The sequence below is a fragment of the Robertmurraya dakarensis genome, assembly GCF_900156875.1.
Taxonomy (GTDB): Bacteria; Bacillota; Bacilli; order Bacillales; family Cytobacillaceae; genus Robertmurraya; species Robertmurraya dakarensis.
Window position 1 is genome coordinate 3,003,519 of the sequence record NZ_LT707409.1, and the last position, 15,110, is coordinate 3,018,628.

Consider the following 15,110-nt stretch of genomic DNA (forward strand, 5'->3'; position numbering starts at 1 on the left):
TGACGAACTGATTTACATGAGTTCAAAAAGAGTAAATTAAGAGTTTAAACAAACCGGTCTCGGCCCGCACTAATGCCGAATAAAGTAACAATGATTGAGACAATGATCAAGGTTAAAATCGGGATGTCCCAGACATGCGTTACGTCATATAAAGTGCCTATCAGCAATGGCCCTGCAGCTGCCAAAATATAACCGATTGACTGTGCCATCCCTGATAATTCTGATGCTTGTTTGGCATTTCTTGAGCGCATTCCTAAAAAAGCTAACGCTAATGGAAAAGTTCCTCCTAGTCCAATTCCGATGAAAATAATACTGATCACGAGAATGGAATAAGTTGATCCAAACCACAGTCCTAAATACCCGATGAGAGAACAACTCCCTAACACTGCAGCAATCCACTGCTGTGAACGCATTCGTCCAGCTAAAACCGGCGCGATAAATCCAGCAGGCAGTCCGATTAACTGGGTGAACGATAACATCCAGCCTGCGGTCTCAATACTCAGCCCCTGATCATGTAGAATTTGCGGGAGCCAAGCAACAGTGACATAAAACATGAAGGACTGAAAGCCCATGTATAAGGCAACCTGCCAGGCAAGAGGTGATCGCCACATCTGATGATCTCCAGTCTTAACCCCTTTTAATTGACTACTGCCATTTTGACCATTTTTAACAAGGTATGTCCAAATGATGATCGCTAGAACAGTTGGAATTCCCCAAACAATGAGAGCTCCCTGCCAGCCCAGCTGTAAACCTTGTGCTAAAGGGACACTTAGTCCCGATGCTAATGAGGCAAACAGGCCCATTGATGTCGAATATACACTGGTCATCAGACCAAACTTCTGTGGGAATTTATCTTTGATGACAACTGGAAGTAAGACATTTCCGATCGCGATGCCGATACCGATTAGAAGCGTACCCCCGAATAAAGTAGGTGTCATTGAAATTGAGCGAATGCAAAAACCGGCTAATAAGACCACCATTCCGAGGAGCAATGTCCGTTCGTTGTTCAGCTTATTAGCTATTTTGGGAACGACTGGCGAGACGACGGCAAATGCGATTAGTGGCAGACTTGTTAGTAGACCTGCGCTCCAATGGGCAAGGCCGACTTCAGCTTGAATCATGCCGATTAACGGACCTACAGAAGTAATACCAGGTCTCAAGTTAAAGGCGACGAGGACAATGCCCGCTGCGAGCCAAAATAAGTACCACGATTTTATTTTTGGTTGAGCTAAGTTGTGTTCCATCTGTATGTTCTCCTTGTAACTAGAATCCTTAGTAACTATATCATAATTGTTTTAAGTGTTACCTAGTTCGCCAAAAAAAGGATAAGTAAACCTCAAACGGCTACTTATCCTAAAACTTTCTCATAACTTTTTGTAAAGAACTTTCATTCGCCAAATATCGGGTCGTCACAGTGACAAAGCTTTAGGTATAAATAACCATTTAGTAAATTTTTTGTAAATATTTGTCGGATTATATTGGAATATTCCTACTAAAGTTTTATTATTAAAGTATGAATTTGATAAAGGCAAACTTATTGAAAGATAAGGACGCAAAGCCACGAGTCTAAGGTGTTATGCTATGATCGTCGGGTTGCCAAATGGTTGGAAACTACTACTTATGATATGCATATAAAAGCATGGCCTTTATCATACAGTCTACCAATCTTTGGTTAGGCTTTTTTGTTGTCTATAAAGTATTAAAGACTGATAGATCAGTCAATAAACTAGGAAGGAGAATCAAGAGAATGACTGTGTTTTTTGGCAGTGTAGAATTTTTTGAAAGGGAAATCATTAACTTTCTTCAGGAGAATCAAACAAGCGTTAATGAAATCCCGGTATCAATGATTACTACAAGGATTGAGAGTGAAGTGTTAGATGACTTCGTTTGTGATGAAAGAATCCGAGTGGAGTGTTTGAAAAATTTGAGATGTGCGATTGATTTGATGATGAAGAATAACTAATAAACCTATGTCAAAATAAGTTAACTTAACATAAAAGGAGAGCATTCATTAGTTGAAAATTTGATGCTCTCCTTTTTAAATATTAGAATCAATTTGTTAACATTAGCGAAGCAAGATTATTCATTACAAGAAATAATAGATATTTTGCCGCTTCCGTCTTTTTCTAGGAGTGAGAGGCACATCCCCCTGCTTCACCATGCTTTATTTTCTATAAAATTGACAAAAGTCTTTACGACTTTCCATTCCAAGGATTCCTTATAGTAGTACATCCATGTTTTACGAAGGATAGGATTTCCATTTTGGTCCTTTAAATTAATTTCACATAATTCATCTGTATCCTTAAGCATCCTTCCTGACAAGACGCCATAGCCTAACCCATTTAGAACCATTTCTTTACAAGTATCAGCCTGATCTACTTCTATACTGATATATGGTGGCTGTGTATAGTTTTCGGCCCACCAATTGTCAATTAATGATTTTAATAAGTAATCTCCGCTATAGTCAATTCTAGGGAGATGAGGCAAATCAACAATATCAACCTCTTGCTTTGATGCAATCGAAACGGTTTCTTCAAATAATAAATGTTTCTTTAGTCCTCTGCCACTATAGTCACCTCGTACAAAGCCGACATGTACATCCTTATTATGAATAAGCTGCGTGACATCTTTGCTCCAGCCTGTCGTCACCTTAAATTCCACATGTGGATACTGGTCTTTAAACAATTTTAAAATAGGTGCCAGCTCATAATTAGCAAAGAAGGTGGATACACCCAATTTCAATGTCCCTGCAACTTCATTTTCTTCATGATTACTCATATTCCTGACATGCTCTTTTATTTGATTATATTGATCAAGGATATCTTCCGCACAACGAACTAAATATTCTCCCGCTGGGGTAAAATGCACTCCTCTGCTTTCACGGATTACGATTTTAACACCTAATTCTTCCTGCATGTGCTTCAAACGGTTCGTTAATGCAGGCTGGGTAATAAACAAAAGCCGTGCCGCTTTCGTTAGATTCTTCTGACTATAGAGAACCCTTAGTATTTCCCAATCACGATAATCCACAATTTCCACCCAACTTCTTCGATATAATATTTTTTTATATCTCATTATAACTTTTTAGCATTTTATTTATTTCCATTATTGCATTATGATTAGTCCGTAGCAAACAATAACGGCATTTCAAACATTAGACAGAGACTTCATTAAAGTTAAATCGTCTTAAAGGTATATACAAGAATTTTTTTACCCACCCGGTTGCAGGACAAATAAAAACTTTAAAAAAACAGGAGGATTTTATTATGTGGATTATCACTAGATATTTAGATTCAAATATCTCTCAATATGAATTTAAAACGGAACAAGAGGCAAGAGAGGCTCTAAAAAACATTGAGGGCTGTGCAATTCTTTCCGAAGTGATCTATTTCAATGACCCTTGTTTTACACAGGAAGCAGCTTAATATATCTTCTTTCTATCCTATTACATTCCTGTAAAGACAGCCGCCCCATCCACTGGTTATAATAAACAGACTAAAACAAATAACACTAAAAAAGGCCTGATTGTTAGTTAATTTAGATCCTAACGATCTGGCCTTTATATTTTACGGAAGACACTGTGCTGTATTTTAAAAGGATTCCCGTCCAACTATTACTAGGGCAATAAATCCAGCCTGCAGTCCCATCAATTGGCTAAACGATAACATCCAGCCTGCGGTTTCTAAACTCAACCCTTGATCATGCAAGATTTGCGGTAGCCAAGCAACGGTTACATAAAACAAGAATGACTGAAAGCCCATGTATAAGAGCTACCTGCTAGGCAAGAGTGGATCGCCACATTTAATGGCTAGCAGTTTTAACACCTTTTATCTGCCTTTCTTTTCTCCATCTTGATCCTTTTTGACTAAATATGTCCAAAGGATAATTGCTAGAATAGTGGTATTCCCCAAACAATAAGGGCTCCTTGCCAGCCTAGCTGTAAATCCTGCGCTAAAGGGATACTGAGCCCAGACGCTAAAGAAGCAAACAGCCCCATCGATGTCGAATACACACTTGTCATCAGGCCGAACCTTTGTGGAAATTTATCTTTGCTCAACATTTCTAGCAGCGAGGCACTTTCATTGTAACAATCCCGCACTCCAAATAGGCAAGACCAACATCCGCTTGATCATGCCTATTAACGAGCCGACCTACGTAATTCCCGGCCGCAAATTAAATGCAACCAGAACAATACCCGATACCAGCCAAAAGAGGTATCATGATTTTATTTTTGGTTGAGCTAGGTTGTGTTCCATTTGATTTTTCGCTTATAACTAGAATAAATAATTACTTTTTCATCATAGTCCAATTAGTTTGTCGTATCCAAGTGGAATATTTGTAGACAAGGCAAAAAATGTTTTTGAAGCTTAATTAATTCTCTACACCCTAAAAGACGAAAAATAAAGCAACCATTATTGATTGCTCCATTTATCAATTATTTGGCATTTTAAAGGTCCCCTCATTAATTCCTTTTATCCAAAAAGACCCCATCATTATATACTCTTGCATATGAATTTTCATATCTATTCTGAGTGCTTTTTCGTTTTTTTAAATTAGTGAGATCACGTTTGATTTCATTCAGAACCATTTTCAGCAATTTATTATTTTCCTGATCTAACTCAGCAATTTTAGTTCCAAGCAATTTTTCTTGATCACTATATGAAGGCTGTAATTGGTCAAGCATTACTTGCCTTTTATTAATTAAGGATGTAACCTCCTCTATTAAGTGATCTCGATCTTTATTTCCAGTGTTCTTTAAAATGTCAGATATGATCAGAGTGAGGTCATAAATTTCCTGAAACTTATTCATTACGCATGATTCCCTTGTTTGAGACCCTTCTGTCGGCTTTGTTGAATCATCTCTTTCCATGTATCCCTAAATTCAACAAAGAAACCTTCCACTTCGTCTAGTAATTTTACATCATTTTGTATATTAGCCTGAATCAATTGACTAAGCATATAATCATACATTCTCATCATATTTTTTGAAATTTCCACGTCAGTATTCAGGGTCACCATTAACTCTTGGAGAATTGCTTGCGTTTTTTGGATATAGAGATTTTTTTGCTCAATATTATTTTCTTGAATTCCTACCTTAGCCTGCTTAATGAACTTCAGTGCTCCATTATAAAGCATTAACGTTAGTTCTGCAGGAGTAGCCTGTGTCACAGAATTTTGCTTGTAGGTTTGGTATGGATTGTTAATGGCCATTCTTGTTCACTCCTTTTTACTGTTGCTGAGACATACCTAGTTGCTGCATCATATATGATGATTGTTGATTCATTTTTTGTATCGCTTGTTCCATCGCTGTAAATTGTTTATAGTAACGCTCTTCTGCTTGTCCGAGTTTTCTTTCGAAATCGCTTATTCTGTCTTCGATATCATCTAAGTTTTTTCCAATTGTAAACTGACTGTTAGTCTTAATATCATTACCTGCCGTTTCCTCGATTGATTGGATAGCGGTGGTCAACGAATCCCGCAGCCTTCTAGCGATTCCCTTTTCCGAATAGTTTTCACTATCGTTAGCAAAAAGCTTATATACAGCATCCGGGTCATTATTAATAGCTTCTTTTAACTTGTCCTCATCAATTTCTAGCTTCCCTTTATTCACATTATAAAGGTTTGTGGTAGTAATCCCAATCGCTGTTAGCTGCTTATACTCACTATCCCCTTCAAAATTAACCGGAGTATAAAAATCATTCCGCATTTTGTCTAAGACACCAGACAGGGTTTGATCTCTGCGAATTAACCCACTTTTCGCCTTTTCCTCCCAAAGCTCGACTTCTTTCTCACTCAAAGCTTCTTTTTGCTCAGAAGTAAGAGGTGCATAATCACGGAATGTCTCTTCACCTATTTTTTTATTAACCTTTTCAATTGTCTCGTTATATTTATCAACAAATTTCTTAATATTTTCATAGACTTTGTCTGTGTCGGTTTTTGTACCGATCTTCACAGATGTATCACTGAACGTTTCTTTTAAGGTAAAAGTAACTCCGTTGACATCAAAGGAGTTGGAGTGACGGCCCGTTTCTAAGCCGTTGATGGTGAATTTGGCGTCTTCTCCGCCTTTTTCATTCCTACCATGAAGCTGCAAAAGGTTTTTCATAAAAGGATCATTCATAAAATTCATTTCTGTATTTCTAGTCTTTAACGTACCGTCTAGATTATACTCGTTTGCATTAAAATCGCCCGTCTCAGTACGAGTTAATGTGACTTTATCAGAGTATTCATCATAAAAGGCACTAACCCCAAAATCAGAATTTGAGATTTTAGACATAATACTATCAAACGAATCTCCACCATTTACTTTTAAGGATTCCTGTACCTTTCCTTTTGAAGTAGAAGTTTCCATCTTGATTTCGAAGTAATTGTAAGAATAATCAGCTTCTATTTTAGCGCCTTGTTCTAATTTAAAATTGTCAGTGTCATTGAATGTAACTTTCCCTGTATGCCCATCAATGGTAACAGCTCCATCATTACTAGTATATGTTTCTTTTGTTGCATCATATACTAGAAACGTACCCGCATCCTTATCCCCAGTTGTTTTATACTCGGAACTCTTTTTAATTATAGGGGCACCATTCGCACCCTTCTTAATTGTTCCATCTGCGTTTTTTTCATATGTTGTTACCTTAAGTGTCTTAACACCATTTTCCCCTGTAATTCCAGCTTGTGTTAGCTGATACTCATTCTTATCAGTACTTGCTGTTAATGAATCCTGTTGGGTGTATTGATAAGTAAGGTTAAAGCTGCTATCTGCCTTAAGATCCTCACCAAAAGTTACAATTCCGGTCTTTTCATCTATAAAAAACTCATTCTCTGCTAAATCATCCTTACTCAATGACCTTGTAAATTCAACATTGCCATCTTCATGCTCAACCAAAATACTATTCGAAACACTTCCACTAATGATTGTACCACCTGATAAATTTGCGAGTTTAAAGGTCTTCCCTGCTCTTGACACCTCTACGGTTTCATCCACCCCTTCATCAGTTCGCTTCCATTCAATAGAAGCGGGGTAACCAGCAAACTTTGACTGCAATGAATAAATACTCGCTTTCGTATCAATCTTTTCACCATCTTTAGAAATCGAGTTTTCACTGGCATTCGTTGCAGCTGATGCTAAACGATCTACTTTTTCGAATGTATAGGTTGAATTACCTGCAGCAGCAGAAGAAACAGCCGTTATTCTCGCTTCATTTGAAGACGTTGACACCTTCGATAAAAAAGACGAAGGCAAACGCATATTCAATGATTCCTCACGAAGAGATAACAAGAGCGTATTCATCTCCCGATAAGCATCCCGCTTCCATTCAAGGGTTTGCTTTTTTTGAGTAATCTTATCGAAAGGTACTCTCTCCGCACGCATCAAATCTTTAACAATACTATCTATATCCATGCCTGTTGCTAAGCCCGAAATTCTTAAACCAGCCATAGTTTCTCTCCTTTATAAGTCCATACTCTCTTAACTATACTATTATTCTTATCGACCTCTTTTCTTTATTTTCAAGTCAAAAAGAAAAAGAAGGAACAATAAATCCTTCTTTTTCATTAAATCTTTTTATCTATTAGTATGCCCGTAAATTCTGTGATGCGCGCCATGAGATCAAGAAATTCCTTAGTGGGAATTTCTTTAATAACTTCTTTTGTTTTTTGATCTTGAATTTCAACATAAAAGCGTTCTGTTTCTTCATGCAAGTTGAATTTTAATGATGTCATATTTACATCAAAAACAGTGTTCATGCTTTCAATTTGAGCAACAACTTTCTCTTTTTCAACATTCTCTTGATTAGGTTTCAACTCAGAATTGGGCTGTTTACCTTCTCCTGTTGGTGTTTCCTTCTGTAGCGGCAGATTTTGTTCAGTCTTTTTTATTGAAAAACTAGATGGATAATCGAAAGGTTGTTTTTTCGTAATCTCCATATCCGTTCGTCCTTTCAGTTTCTTTTACTCTTTATATCGACATCATATCCATTATTTGAACAATAGTTTTTGATAGATTTTAAAAATTTAAAAAATACTTTTTAGTAATTGAATATATGTATTACTTAGTACACATACGACCGTCCATTATAAAATTAGAAATTGCATTCCGACAAAAAGTAAACAAAAAACAAGTAAAAAAGAGCAACTTAAATGTTACTCTGAAAGAATGCTTTAGCCTTTTATGTCAATATTCCACCCTAAAAATAGCTGCGCAGCATGCTGCAGTCATTTTCTCTCTGACTCCCCGGCCATTTTCGTTAGCAGGTCAGAACTCCCTTCGGCCTGATCCATTGCTTTTTTATTACTGACAAAGAAGCTTGTGGCTGAATCTATCCTTGGATAAGCGCCATGGAAAGTAACCTGATATCGATGATTCTTACCCCTGTCTAACTAGTGAAAATCTCCACTATGTAACTTGTTCTCCAGTAAACGTATTTCATTTTTAAGTTCGCTCAACTGTTTATTTAAAGCTTCACATTCCTGTAAAGATAAATTATTTGCCTCCGCATATTCGGCAATCTTCTTCATTTCCCAAAGCTTTTCTTCTATTACTGCAAAAAAGTGGTCTTGTTCCTTGCTCCATTTTAGCTGCTGCTCTAGAAAATTTAATTGTTCTAGTTGATCTTTATCCATTTAGAGTGCCTCCTAGATTACGCAACCGTAATATTCTTGATCGTAACATAACAGATATTTTAAAAATAGTAGTATTTTTAAAGATTTAAGTTAATCTGTTTAATCTCTTATAACAAATTTAACGCATTACGTTTATCATCATCCGAATAACTGATGTAATAATGAATGGTGGTCTGAACAGAGGAGTGACCTGCAAGTTTACTGACTAGCTCAATATCGGCACCCTTTTTTAACAGTCTTGTACAAAAAGTATGACGGAATAAATGTGGATAGAGATGAACATTTACTTTTCTGCCCAACCCTTTGAGGATTTCACAAACTGCATCACGGGAAAGTTGTGGAGAACGTTGACTGAGGAATAAATAAGGGCTACTTGCATGAGGATGATCTATTCTATCTTTTCGAACATAATCTTTAAGGATTTCAAGTACATCGGTCCGAAGCGGAATGCTGCGAATTCTTTTTCCCTTGCCAACGACCGTCAACTCTCCATAAACCCAATTAATATGATCCAATTTTATATTAATACACTCTGTTACACGAACTCCCGTGTATAAAAGAACGAGTACAATGCATTCATTTCTCAATCTAAAGCGATTATCGCTTTTCATATAAAAAAGGATTCTTGTAATCTCTTCTTCCGTTAAGACATTCACTTGTTTCTCTCGAAGATCCTTTAAACAATCTTGCTTTCGATATACAACCCATTCTTTCATGTAACCATTATGGATACAAAAACTGTTAAAGGATAAAATGCTCAATAACTGAATATTAATAGTGGAATACTGTTTCTTTTGCTGAAGCAGCCACTCTTTATATCGAATAACGTATACCCTCTGTAACGGAAAAGAAACTTGTACCTGGCTATGGTCCATGATGAACTTAAAGAATTTCTTCAAATTTTGTACATACGTTTGGATCGTCGCCACTGACTTCCCTTGAACCTTTAGCCAGCCTCTATACTCTTCAATGATTTCATCCATAACTGTTCCCCCTTTTTCTTTAGAATAGTAAATTTTAGACAATATGACTACTATTTAACGATAGAACTATAATTTCTGTCGTAAGATTTTCTATCGCTTAATTAGCAGCATTACATGGTAAGACTAGGTTTTACGCAGTCTTACTCGGATGATAAAGTTTTGTCATGAGTTTACTTGTAGTTTTGTCGTGAGCTACTTCTACTCTCCATAATCAAGTGAAACATTCTCATCAATCAATTCCCCATCTTTCAAACACAATGCGTGAAGCCATTTGGTTGGGAAATACACCTCTGTAGAATGCAAAACATCCACTCTTGTCCCTCTTCGTCTAGATAGCTAGCCGTTAGGAGCAGGAGTGGATCAGGTAATATCTCCAGGATTTCTTTTGGAAACAGGTCCAGGTCGATCTCTTCATGGTACATCTTGATGCCTTCCCAAGCGATTTCATTAGGCTTAGCTTCTACATCATGTTCTTGTCCTAGGTAGTTCATAAACAGTTGTGTAGCTGCGTTCATGTCCTTTCTCCTCCTTCACAGATGCCCTTTTTCTTTGAGAGAAACAAAGTTGTCCTCACACACGATCAAATGATCGAGCAATAATTCAATGCCTAGTATTTTACCTGCTTCATCTATTCTTCTAGTTACTTCCACGTCTTCTCTTGATTCAGTTGGGTCTTGGCTGGGATGGTTATGTGCGATTATTATGGAAGCTGAATTAGCAAGTACGGCAACTTTCATGATTTCTCTAGGGTGAACTAGGCTAGAGTTCAATGTTCCTACACTGAACGTATGAATGGCAGTTGGCTGGTTTTTCGTATCTAGGGTTAGAAGCACGAGCTGTTCACGATCAGAGTCTACTAAGAAAGGCTTGAGTAGTTGGTAGGCATCTTCTGGTGACTTAATCCTGCGGTTCTTGTACAGCACGCTTGACTCTCTTACCATCTAGAGTGAAACAATGTTCACTCGCTTGGCTGGTTTCTGCTTCTCTTCCTTCACACCCTCTACTACTGGCAATTGTAACTGTTTACTGGAATCATACTTTGACATTTCACATTCCTCCTAAAATAGAAATAGCCCCTACTCCCGCAATGGAAGTAGAGGCTTGATTCGCTTATTTATTGAACATCTAGTGCTCATTTAATAAACGCACGTTCTATGATTATAATATATAACTGAATCTTCATTTAATTCGTTTTTAGGGGAATGTCATTGAATGCGGCAAGCAGTACCTTTTCATAGTTGGGCTTTCGGGGCTTAGTTCATCTTTTCCCCATTTGTCCCAAATAGAAAAAGAGCAACCTCATCTGCGGCTACTCCAATTACCTTCTTATCCTTTTAGATCAATGTTTCCGCCTAAATGTGGTTGAGCGGCTTGTTGAAGTGCTTGTACATCAGTTGATGCTATCATTTTTGTTAGTCCGTCTGCGCCTTCTTTAGCTTGATCTAGGACTGTTTTCATGACAGACATGGATGCTTGTTGTTGGACTTGTCCTTGGCTTAGTACCATGGAAAGTAATGCGATATCCATGGGGATACCTCCTTCGTGTCATTATATTGATTAGGAAACAACGAAAGGATTGAATGCTTGTTCTAGTTCTTCTTTTAGCTTTTTGAACTGTGGAACAAGCGTAAATTGAAGAATCTCTTGTACTTTAGCGTAGTTCTTTTCTTCGTAGGCCGTGACAACTAGGTCAGCTGCTTGGCTGAATTCCGCTTGCTTTGCAGAGATACTTTCGTTGTTTAGCTCAGTTACAGCTAAATTGATCGCTTTTGAAATAGTTTCATAAGCCAAAAGTGTATCTTCAAATAGGAATATTGTCTGCTCACTTTTCCCTTCACTAAGAAGCTTTTGAATGTGTTGTAAGCCTTCTAAGATCGTTTCAGACAGCTCTAATGATTGTTTCATGACTTCAATGTGTTTTTCCATTCTATCACACTCTTTCATATATTAATTAATAAACATGCTCTTAAAGTCTATTTTTGACAATCGTTCTGATAATACGTCTACAAGTCTTTCTAGAGATTCCTGAATGTTTCCTTTTAAATTATCATACCAATAAACTTGGCTAAAACGGGAAGTTCCAATCTCAGTAGACCATTTCCATTCTGGAATGCTTATCAGGAAGGCTTCTCTATTTGTACCATTTATATTCATTTCCTTTTTAACATACGTCACGTATACATTTATATGGTAATTTTGCTCCAATTCCATATTAATTACCTTCAAATATTCCATCCACCGATACTTACCTTACATTTACTTATGAAAAAAGAGACCCCAGCATTGCTAGAGCCTCCTTTATAATTGTTAATTAGGATTATCCTAATAATTGTAGTACTGATTGAGGTTTTTGGTTTGCTTGTGCAAGCATTGATTGAGATGCTTGTGCAAGGATGTTTGCACGAGTCATTTCCATTACCTCTTTCGCCATATCTACGTCACGGATACGAGATTCAGCGGCTGTTAAGTTTTCAGATGCATTGTTTAAGTTAGAGATAGTGTGCTCTAAACGGTTTTGAGTAGCACCAAGTTTAGAACGCTCACCAGAAACTTTTTCAATTGCATTATTGATAACTGTAATAGCTTTTGATGCATTTTCATGAGTAGAAATATCTAACGCTTTTTCAGATCCTTTAGCGTTTGTTCCATCAGTAACATCTTTTCCAGAAGTTAACTTAACTGTCTCTTCTTGTCCATCACGATTAACAAATGTTAATTCATTAGCACTACTGCTACTAATTCCTAATGCTTCAGAGCGCATATCGGAGACACTTAAATTTAATGATTGATTTTGGTTTGCACCAATTTGGAAGTTTAAAGAGCTAGCATCTGATTCCTTTGTTTCTGTATATTTTAAGTCTTTCGTAATTTCAAATGAAGCAGTATCATTTGCTGTGAAGGTAAAACTAATACCATGTTGATCATAAGCAATGGATGTAGTAGCAGCAGTATCGTTAGTTACAGTTTCAGTAGCTAATACATTATCGTCTTTATCCATTAAAGTAACTGTATAGCTACCACCAGCAGCATCTAGTCCAGAACCTTCAACTTTCACTTTAGTAAGACCTTCGATGTATCCATCATCTGTATTATCTACTGTAATACCTGCACCAAAACTACCATGTGTTCCTCCAGCAGCCTTTAAAGTATTACTAGTGAAATCAGACTTTGTAGCAACAGTGGCACCTGTAATATCAAACTCACTTTTTGTACCATCTGTATCATATGCAGAGAGGTTAATAGATATATCTGCACCGTCAGTCCACTTTCCAAGTTCAGCTCCACTGATTTTAAAGTCTAGACCGTTCGCTTTATATGAGTACGTATCAGTTCCCTCATCATATGCCATTTTATCAGCGTTAACAGCAAGTGTGTCGCCATCTGAATCTACTGCAGCAATATCTACAGTAAATGAATCTCCATCTCTAGTTACCTTTACAGTATTAGCTTCTGCTGCATCCATTTTAGCCCAATCAAATGAACCTACAGAACCTGAGATATCAATCTTATTTGCAGTACCAGAAGTTCCACCTTTTATTGTTGGTTGCTCGTCACCTGATAACCCATTCCATTGTGTTCCAATTGCAAAGTTAACCGCATTAGCACCATTATCAGCCTTTACTACAGTTTTGCTATCAGATAAATCACCATTCAATAATTTTTTCGTATTAAACTCAGTTGTATTACCAATACGGTTGATTTCAGAAGTTAATTGGTTCATCTCTTTTTGAATTTCGTTACGGTCAACAGCTACGTTAGTATCGTTCGCTGCTTGTGTAGCTAGCTCACGCATACGTTGCAAGATGTTGTGTGATTCTTGAAGAGCACCTTCAGTTGTTTGAATTAAAGAAATTGCATCTTGAGAGTTACGGCTTGCTTGGTCTAAACCACGTACTTGTGCACGCATTTTTTCAGAGATTGCTAGACCTGCAGCGTCATCCCCAGCTTTGTTAATACGAAGACCTGAAGATAATTTCTCCATTGATTTTGCATTGGCATTGTTGTTGATTCCCATCTGACGATAGTTGTTCAACGCAGAAATATTGTGGTTAATAATCATTTTTGTTTCCTCCTTGAAATGTTTGTTGTCCCACGTCCTTGTGGTTTTGTGTGATAAAATAAGCTGCTAGCGGCCGTCTAGCACGCTTATTTTATTTTACATTCTTTATATCGACAAGATTTGAGAGAATTTAACTGTTTTTCTTCATATTTTTTACTTGTTTTGAGAAACTTTCTAAGAATGATAACGGTGTTTGTGCTGCGATTTTGTTTTCTTGTTGAATGGCGAGGTATACTTCTTTCCGGTGAATATCAATGCTCTTTGGTGCATCGATGCCAATTTTGATTTGTTCACCATCGATGGCAAGAATTTTTATTTCAATATCATCACCGATACGAATGGCTTCATTGAGTTTTCTTGTTAACACAAGCATATTACCGCTCCTCTCCGATGGAGGATTTTTGTTGAAAAAGAGGATGCTTTGTATGATAGTTTCCTTCACTAACAACAATCTGTTTTCCACGTTTTTCTTTGCTGTTGATAATAATGGGACCTTGTAGGTTAATCGTTGTTTGTTCAAATGGTTCTTTTACAGTTAAAATCCCGAAAGTGGCGATATCTTCTTTGTTGCCAATCTTAAGCGCTTCTATAACACTATCTGGCAAGGCAAATTGATAAGTTGGGAAAAAGCTGAACGGATCGGCGACAAGGAAGGCTAATTCTGGGGTTGTAACCGATTGTAGGACGAAAAGAGTTGAGTCTTCACCGAGCTCTAACACGATATACTTTTTCTCGTCTTCAAAGCTTGGAATCCCCTGCTCAAATGTAATAATATGTTCAGGATTAATTTCTTTTTCACCATGATACTTCGTTTTAATAATCATCGTTTCACCTGTTCTTTCTTATTTCTTGTAATCAATATTGGCACCGACAATTGAAAAGGAAATAGATGATTTTTGCTTCAGATAAATTTCCGTTGATCCTAAATGGATATTAATCTGCGGTTGATTCGGTATGATATTAATTTCTGGGCTATTTTGGTTGACTTTTACATGGAATTCACCTGGGATATAGTTTATTTTCACACTGGAAGCGGATGATGGAACAAAGCCAATATTAAAATCACGTACAGGGTCTTGGCTATTTTGCTTGGCGATTTGTGGAATCATATTTTTCCCACCCTTCGCAAGATCCATCATCATATCTCCTTGTCTTGCCATTCTCGCCGTTGCTTGCAGTGCTTTTTGTTTTCCTTTCTCCGCCCATTCTTGTATCACACGGCTGACCGGCTTTAAGCCAGCTTCTGCGAATGCTTCGGATTGGTCGATATGAAGCTTGGCATCCTTTTGAATATATTGAATATCCGCTTGTGGTTGTTTTATCGTCATATCTGCCATTGGCTGGCGCATTTTAATCGTTGGCAGTTCGCTTTTTACTGCTAATTGAGCCGTCGTTGTCGAAATTTGGATACTAGGAAGTTGCATCCATTCATCCCCTTCCACATAATA

21 protein-coding genes and 1 riboswitch are annotated in these 15,110 nt (G+C 37.2%); of the genes, 2 read left to right on the forward strand and 19 right to left on the reverse strand.

All coding sequences use genetic code 11. The features are described 5' to 3' along the window. Nucleotides 1–44 precede the first annotated feature (44 nt). Nucleotides 45–1,244: a CynX/NimT family MFS transporter gene (locus CZ487_RS23465; RefSeq protein WP_077214795.1), complete on the reverse strand. Its 1,200-nt coding sequence runs from the start codon at nucleotides 1,242–1,244 to the stop codon at nucleotides 45–47. Nucleotides 1,245–1,517: 273 nt separating this feature from the next. Further along, nucleotides 1,518–1,601, forward strand: a riboswitch (cyclic di-GMP riboswitch). Between the two features lie 146 nt (nucleotides 1,602–1,747). On the opposite strand from CZ487_RS23465, the gene CZ487_RS23470 reads away from it, so the two are divergent. Beyond that, nucleotides 1,748–1,963, forward strand: a complete 216-nt coding sequence (locus CZ487_RS23470; protein ID WP_077214796.1) for a hypothetical protein — start codon at nucleotides 1,748–1,750, stop codon at nucleotides 1,961–1,963. A 191-nt stretch (nucleotides 1,964–2,154) separates the two neighbouring features. Here CZ487_RS23470 and CZ487_RS23475 read toward each other — a convergent pair whose 3' ends face one another. After that, entirely contained in the window at nucleotides 2,155–3,030 is an 876-nt protein-coding gene (locus tag CZ487_RS23475) for a LysR family transcriptional regulator (RefSeq protein WP_077214797.1), read from the reverse strand. Between the two features lie 236 nt (nucleotides 3,031–3,266). Here CZ487_RS23475 and CZ487_RS27335 point away from each other — a divergent pair, with 236 nt between their 5' ends. After that, nucleotides 3,267–3,425 carry a hypothetical protein gene (locus tag CZ487_RS27335; RefSeq protein WP_202617868.1) on the forward strand — a complete coding sequence of 53 codons (159 nt, stop codon included), beginning with the start codon at nucleotides 3,267–3,269 and terminating at the stop codon, nucleotides 3,423–3,425. Between the two features lie 165 nt (nucleotides 3,426–3,590). Here the strand turns inward: CZ487_RS27335 and CZ487_RS26410 are convergent, their stop codons facing one another. The 17 genes from CZ487_RS26410 to CZ487_RS23550 all read right to left on the reverse strand — a co-directional run bounded on the left by CZ487_RS26410 (nucleotide 3,591) and on the right by CZ487_RS23550 (nucleotide 15,086). Further along, the gene (locus CZ487_RS26410) at nucleotides 3,591–3,761 is read right to left on the reverse strand and encodes an MFS transporter (RefSeq protein WP_139339605.1); all 171 of its coding nucleotides are present in this window, start codon (nucleotides 3,759–3,761) and stop codon (nucleotides 3,591–3,593) included. A gap of 128 nt (nucleotides 3,762–3,889) precedes the next feature. After that, entirely contained in the window at nucleotides 3,890–4,021 is a 132-nt protein-coding gene (locus CZ487_RS27790; protein ID WP_139339606.1) for an MFS transporter, read from the reverse strand. A gap of 441 nt (nucleotides 4,022–4,462) precedes the next feature. Next, a complete protein-coding gene (fliT, locus tag CZ487_RS23480) occupies nucleotides 4,463–4,810 on the reverse strand; it encodes a flagellar protein FliT (protein WP_077214798.1) in 348 nt (115 codons plus the stop codon). Next, nucleotides 4,810–5,211: a flagellar export chaperone FliS gene (gene fliS / locus CZ487_RS23485; RefSeq protein ID WP_077214799.1), complete on the reverse strand. Its 402-nt coding sequence runs from the start codon at nucleotides 5,209–5,211 to the stop codon at nucleotides 4,810–4,812. Before fliS ends, fliT begins: the two co-directional genes overlap by 1 nt. Before the next feature lie 16 nt (nucleotides 5,212–5,227). Then, nucleotides 5,228–7,435: a flagellar filament capping protein FliD gene (fliD, locus tag CZ487_RS23490; protein WP_077214800.1), complete on the reverse strand. Its 2,208-nt coding sequence runs from the start codon at nucleotides 7,433–7,435 to the stop codon at nucleotides 5,228–5,230. Nucleotides 7,436–7,551: 116 nt separating this feature from the next. Then, entirely contained in the window at nucleotides 7,552–7,923 is a 372-nt protein-coding gene (locus CZ487_RS23495) for a flagellar protein FlaG (RefSeq protein ID WP_077214801.1), read from the reverse strand. A gap of 453 nt (nucleotides 7,924–8,376) precedes the next feature. Then, on the reverse strand, nucleotides 8,377–8,619 hold the full coding sequence (locus CZ487_RS23500; RefSeq protein WP_077214802.1) for a hypothetical protein: 243 nt from the start codon (nucleotides 8,617–8,619) through the stop codon (nucleotides 8,377–8,379). Between the two features lie 107 nt (nucleotides 8,620–8,726). Beyond that, the gene (locus CZ487_RS23505; RefSeq protein ID WP_077214803.1) at nucleotides 8,727–9,602 is read right to left on the reverse strand and encodes a tyrosine-type recombinase/integrase; all 876 of its coding nucleotides are present in this window, start codon (nucleotides 9,600–9,602) and stop codon (nucleotides 8,727–8,729) included. 248 nt (nucleotides 9,603–9,850) lie between these two features. Further along, nucleotides 9,851–10,117: a hypothetical protein gene (locus tag CZ487_RS23510; RefSeq protein WP_077214804.1), complete on the reverse strand. Its 267-nt coding sequence runs from the start codon at nucleotides 10,115–10,117 to the stop codon at nucleotides 9,851–9,853. 15 nt (nucleotides 10,118–10,132) lie between these two features. Next, nucleotides 10,133–10,543, reverse strand: a complete 411-nt coding sequence (locus CZ487_RS23515; protein ID WP_237562930.1) for a JAB domain-containing protein — start codon at nucleotides 10,541–10,543, stop codon at nucleotides 10,133–10,135. 385 nt (nucleotides 10,544–10,928) lie between these two features. Further along, nucleotides 10,929–11,129 (reverse strand): YjfB family protein, encoded by a 201-nt coding sequence (locus tag CZ487_RS23520; protein ID WP_077214805.1) that lies wholly within the window; start codon nucleotides 11,127–11,129, stop codon nucleotides 10,929–10,931. Nucleotides 11,130–11,159: 30 nt separating this feature from the next. Next, complete coding sequence (locus tag CZ487_RS23525; protein WP_077214806.1) at nucleotides 11,160–11,528, reverse strand: DUF8042 domain-containing protein; 369 nt, start codon at nucleotides 11,526–11,528, stop codon at nucleotides 11,160–11,162. Nucleotides 11,529–11,549: 21 nt separating this feature from the next. Beyond that, complete coding sequence (locus tag CZ487_RS23530) at nucleotides 11,550–11,828, reverse strand: hypothetical protein (protein ID WP_077214807.1); 279 nt, start codon at nucleotides 11,826–11,828, stop codon at nucleotides 11,550–11,552. Between the two features lie 91 nt (nucleotides 11,829–11,919). Then, a complete protein-coding gene (locus CZ487_RS28205; RefSeq protein ID WP_077214808.1) occupies nucleotides 11,920–13,662 on the reverse strand; it encodes a flagellin N-terminal helical domain-containing protein in 1,743 nt (580 codons plus the stop codon). A gap of 130 nt (nucleotides 13,663–13,792) precedes the next feature. Further along, the gene (gene csrA, locus CZ487_RS23540; RefSeq protein ID WP_077214809.1) at nucleotides 13,793–14,035 is read right to left on the reverse strand and encodes a carbon storage regulator CsrA; all 243 of its coding nucleotides are present in this window, start codon (nucleotides 14,033–14,035) and stop codon (nucleotides 13,793–13,795) included. Nucleotide 14,036: 1 nt separating this feature from the next. After that, a complete protein-coding gene (gene fliW / locus CZ487_RS23545; RefSeq protein ID WP_077214810.1) occupies nucleotides 14,037–14,486 on the reverse strand; it encodes a flagellar assembly protein FliW in 450 nt (149 codons plus the stop codon). Nucleotides 14,487–14,504: 18 nt separating this feature from the next. Further along, a complete protein-coding gene (locus CZ487_RS23550) occupies nucleotides 14,505–15,086 on the reverse strand; it encodes a DUF6470 family protein (RefSeq protein WP_077214811.1) in 582 nt (193 codons plus the stop codon). Between the last annotated feature and the right edge of the window lie 24 nt (nucleotides 15,087–15,110).

Bases quoted from the DNA above. Each gene is read 5' to 3' on its own strand.
- CZ487_RS23465 (WP_077214795.1), bottom strand. From the start codon at position 1,244: ATGGAACACAACTTAGCTCAACCAAAAATAAAATCGTGGTACTTATTT.
- CZ487_RS23470 (WP_077214796.1), top strand. From the start codon at position 1,748: ATGACTGTGTTTTTTGGCAGTGTAGAATTTTTTGAAAGGGAAATCATT.
- CZ487_RS27335 (WP_202617868.1), top strand. From the start codon at position 3,267: ATGTGGATTATCACTAGATATTTAGATTCAAATATCTCTCAATATGAA.
- CZ487_RS26410 (WP_139339605.1), bottom strand. From the start codon at position 3,761: ATGGGCTTTCAGTCATTCTTGTTTTATGTAACCGTTGCTTGGCTACCG.
- CZ487_RS27790 (WP_139339606.1), bottom strand. From the start codon at position 4,021: ATGACAAGTGTGTATTCGACATCGATGGGGCTGTTTGCTTCTTTAGCG.
- fliT (WP_077214798.1), bottom strand. From the start codon at position 4,810: ATGAATAAGTTTCAGGAAATTTATGACCTCACTCTGATCATATCTGAC.
- fliS (WP_077214799.1), bottom strand. From the start codon at position 5,211: ATGGCCATTAACAATCCATACCAAACCTACAAGCAAAATTCTGTGACA.
- fliD (WP_077214800.1), bottom strand. From the start codon at position 7,435: ATGGCTGGTTTAAGAATTTCGGGCTTAGCAACAGGCATGGATATAGAT.
- CZ487_RS23495 (WP_077214801.1), bottom strand. From the start codon at position 7,923: ATGGAGATTACGAAAAAACAACCTTTCGATTATCCATCTAGTTTTTCA.
- CZ487_RS23500 (WP_077214802.1), bottom strand. From the start codon at position 8,619: ATGGATAAAGATCAACTAGAACAATTAAATTTTCTAGAGCAGCAGCTA.
- CZ487_RS23505 (WP_077214803.1), bottom strand. From the start codon at position 9,602: ATGGATGAAATCATTGAAGAGTATAGAGGCTGGCTAAAGGTTCAAGGG.
- CZ487_RS23510 (WP_077214804.1), bottom strand. From the start codon at position 10,117: ATGAACGCAGCTACACAACTGTTTATGAACTACCTAGGACAAGAACAT.
- CZ487_RS23515 (WP_237562930.1), bottom strand. From the start codon at position 10,543: ATGGTAAGAGAGTCAAGCGTGCTGTACAAGAACCGCAGGATTAAGTCA.
- CZ487_RS23520 (WP_077214805.1), bottom strand. From the start codon at position 11,129: ATGGATATCGCATTACTTTCCATGGTACTAAGCCAAGGACAAGTCCAA.
- CZ487_RS23525 (WP_077214806.1), bottom strand. From the start codon at position 11,528: ATGGAAAAACACATTGAAGTCATGAAACAATCATTAGAGCTGTCTGAA.
- CZ487_RS28205 (WP_077214808.1), bottom strand. From the start codon at position 13,662: ATGATTATTAACCACAATATTTCTGCGTTGAACAACTATCGTCAGATG.
- csrA (WP_077214809.1), bottom strand. From the start codon at position 14,035: ATGCTTGTGTTAACAAGAAAACTCAATGAAGCCATTCGTATCGGTGAT.
- fliW (WP_077214810.1), bottom strand. From the start codon at position 14,486: ATGATTATTAAAACGAAGTATCATGGTGAAAAAGAAATTAATCCTGAA.
- CZ487_RS23550 (WP_077214811.1), bottom strand. From the start codon at position 15,086: ATGCAACTTCCTAGTATCCAAATTTCGACAACGACGGCTCAATTAGCA.